Raw genomic sequence first — 2,835 nt, forward strand, 5'->3', positions numbered from 1 at the left:
GTCCGCAAGACTGTAAGAGGCCTTGCCGCCGTTGTTGCCAATACCGCTGATTCCTGGGAAGCCGAAGCCTGCCGTATCCAGGCCAGAAACGTGGCCGCAGGTTTTCTTCCCGTTAAGCCGGCCCGTCCGCCTCTTTCCTTTGAGCGTTCCTTTTTCGAGGACAAGCCCTATCCCGAAAAGGTAACCGCCCCCCTGGAGGAACGTCTGGCAGCTCTTCCTCCTGAAAAGATGAACATCCGGGAAGCCGTTGCCGATTTTTCCGCCAGAACCGGCCGCAAGCCCGCTGACGCGGATGAAGTCAGAAAGATCGGCAGGGAAGCAGGAGTCCATGAATACAACTATTACGGCTTATACCGCGATTTTGAACACGAGGGCTACCTGTCAATCGTTAAGAACGGCAGATCCGTTATTTAATTTTTTCCCGCCCCGGAGCAGGGGCGGCTTATAAGACCGAGGAAAGAAAAATGTGCCAGGAAATTCAGGATATGGCCAGCGAGGCCCAGAGCCGCCAGTACCGTGAAATGATTGAAAAGGATAACGGCATCCTTACCTTTAACCCGTCAGATCCCCGCTATGAGAGCGTTCAGAGGTGGATGACACGGAACGGCATCGGCTTTACCCCGCTGGGGACTCATTTTCTCTACAATACTCAGGTGAAGGCTCTGGCGGTAACCATGCCGCTCCCCGAAGCTGCCTGATTCAGCTGATGATGAAAAGCGATCCGGAATCTCCGGATGCTGAAAGATTAATCCGAAACGCCGGCATTTCCGCCGGCTTTTTTGTGGGAAAGCATTTTATAGAGAGACAGGGATTCGTCCTCGTCCAGACCCAGAAATCCCGCAATTCTTCTGAACTCCGTAAGAAATACCGGACGTTCCCCCTTGAGCTTCGCATAGAGGGATCGCCTCTCGATCCCCGCGGCTTCGCAAAGATCATTAAGAGTTTTTCCCTGGCGTGAAAGCATGAGATTGACATAGCAGAGAGCTTCGTCTCTGCCATGCTGTTTGCGGACGGTCATTTTAGGATCTGACAAGGCTAGAACTGGATGCAGGTGGTGGAATAGCACTGGGACGGGAGATCGATGAGGGTTTCTCCGCCTCTGGTGTTGATAACGCTGACGTTGCTGATCTTCATGTTATCGCAGACAAAGCCGTAGCGGGCCAGCTCCGCCGTGCTGAAAAGAAGCGGGGAATTCCGGTGTCCGGTGCGGTGTCTGGGCTCGGGCAGAAGCCCCTTCTTGACCATTCTCAAAACGGTGCTCCGGGAGCCCCTGATCAGATCCTGAACTTCAACAATGGTTAAATACTGGGAACGCAGCGTCAGACCTGCCTCGTCAATTCTGGTCAGCGTCTGATCAAGTCCCATTTGCATCGCCATATCGATTGCCATAACCTGTCTCCTCTGAACTTGCATATTAAAATGATATTCACTATCCGGAAGTTTGACAATGCATTTTCATGGTTTTTGTCATGAAAAACGCATTTTTGTATAACAAAACAACGTAATTTTGTAACACTTTACCGCAAAATTACCATGATTTTTATAACGGTGTTACTCTTATCGTTTGTTTTGAGTGTTATAAGCGTTATAAAAGGTCATTCATCCCCCAGGTCTTCCCGGATCTCCCGGAAAACCCTGATGCACTCGTCCAGAGCCTCCCTAATCTGCCTTTCATGACGGCTGTTAAGCTCCGCCGTCTTGTCCGCGATTGCCAGGCGGCATTCCTCCGGCAGCAGTTCCGGGGTGATCCCTTTGGCGGGCCGGAAAACATACCTCCCGTCCAGCAGGGCCAGCAGGCTCCGCTGGTAGATATCTATCATTCCTCCTTCGGAGGTGATGTTGTTAACGCGGCCGAGGCCCTTTATGCTTTTATGGGTATTCAGCTCTATGCGGCCCAGGAAGGTGCGGATCCCGGATTCGGAAAGGTTCACGTTGTAGGTGTCATTCCTCTTGAAGGATATTTTTGTGCTCATAACACCCTCTTATAACGACAATCGCTCTGACTTATAACACTTAGTTATATTGTGTTATATCACAGTCTTAATTATTGCACAATTTTGTATATTACGGTGTTATAAGAGTTATGTTCTGAATCAATCCGTTTTGGAACAAAGAGGGAAGGATGACCGGCTGCCGGACGGGGGAATCATCCGGAAAAAAGCCGGCATCTTCCGGTTATGACTTCCCGTATCCCGCTCCCGTTCCTCCGGAAAAATCAAAATAGTGATGCCGATCAAGCCAGGGTTTTAAATTTGTGCTAAAATGGCCGGCGAAGTGTAGGTAACTTCGTTAAAAACTCCGCCTCTTATATATCCCCGCGATCCCGTATCGCATTCCAGACAGTTTAGCTGTACCCTCCTTATCCGGCCCTCCGGCCTCATAAGCAATCACCCGTGCCATAAAGGCTCCTTCAGTTTTTATCAATTCCGGTTTTCCGGCTTTTCGCATTTTTCGCAATCATTCCCAAACAGTACGCATCCGAAAACATTACCCGGCCTGTTTTCGGATTCGCCCCGGGCGGATCCTGCCATTTCCGGCAGTAAGGCCCAGCTTTCGTTTTTTGAGGGCTGGATGTTTTGTTTATGTTTTAGGAGTGTTTTGTCATGAACATTTACGATGACAGGACTTACGAAAAATTAGCAAAGGAAGGCGGCCCTCTTCCAGTCGAAATCGACGATCACAAAGGCTATCAGGAGGTGGAGCGGCGTTTATCAGCTCTCCGCCTCCCTCGGAGTGTTTCCATAAAAGCGGATTCACCGGTTAAGGTTTATTACCTTTTCCAGGTGAAACCCCGCCCGGAAGCCCTCTGGGAAATGGCCGCCTAATTCTTTCTTT

At 50.2% G+C, this 2,835-nt stretch carries 6 protein-coding genes; 3 read left to right on the forward strand and 3 right to left on the reverse strand.

Annotated features, from left to right (window positions below; all coding sequences use genetic code 11):
• Together ACJROR_RS15330 and ACJROR_RS15335 are read left to right on the forward strand one after the other, a co-directional pair.
• On the forward strand, positions 1-414 hold a 414-nt coding region (locus ACJROR_RS15330; RefSeq protein WP_406547851.1), incomplete at its 5' end, for a hypothetical protein.
• Positions 415-464: 50 nt separating this feature from the next.
• Positions 465-698, forward strand: coding sequence for a hypothetical protein (locus tag ACJROR_RS15335; protein ID WP_406547852.1), 234 nt, complete (start codon positions 465-467; stop codon positions 696-698).
• A 47-nt stretch (positions 699-745) separates the two neighbouring features.
• Here ACJROR_RS15335 and ACJROR_RS15340 read toward each other — a convergent pair whose 3' ends face one another.
• From ACJROR_RS15340 to ACJROR_RS15350, 3 genes are all read right to left on the reverse strand, one after another.
• Positions 746-1,018, reverse strand: a complete 273-nt coding sequence (locus ACJROR_RS15340; RefSeq protein WP_406547853.1) for a hypothetical protein — start codon at positions 1,016-1,018, stop codon at positions 746-748.
• 17 nt (positions 1,019-1,035) lie between these two features.
• Positions 1,036-1,389, reverse strand: a complete 354-nt coding sequence (locus ACJROR_RS15345; protein ID WP_406547854.1) for a helix-turn-helix domain-containing protein — start codon at positions 1,387-1,389, stop codon at positions 1,036-1,038.
• 206 nt (positions 1,390-1,595) lie between these two features.
• A complete protein-coding gene (locus ACJROR_RS15350; RefSeq protein ID WP_406547855.1) occupies positions 1,596-1,973 on the reverse strand; it encodes a hypothetical protein in 378 nt (125 codons plus the stop codon).
• A gap of 630 nt (positions 1,974-2,603) precedes the next feature.
• Here ACJROR_RS15350 and ACJROR_RS15355 point away from each other — a divergent pair.
• On the forward strand, positions 2,604-2,825 hold the full coding sequence (locus ACJROR_RS15355) for a hypothetical protein (protein WP_406547856.1): 222 nt from the start codon (positions 2,604-2,606) through the stop codon (positions 2,823-2,825).
• The last annotated feature ends 10 nt before the right edge of the window (positions 2,826-2,835 follow it).

The sequence above is a fragment of the Succinimonas sp. genome (assembly GCF_045225735.1).
GTDB lineage: Bacteria > Pseudomonadota > Gammaproteobacteria > Enterobacterales > Succinivibrionaceae > Succinimonas.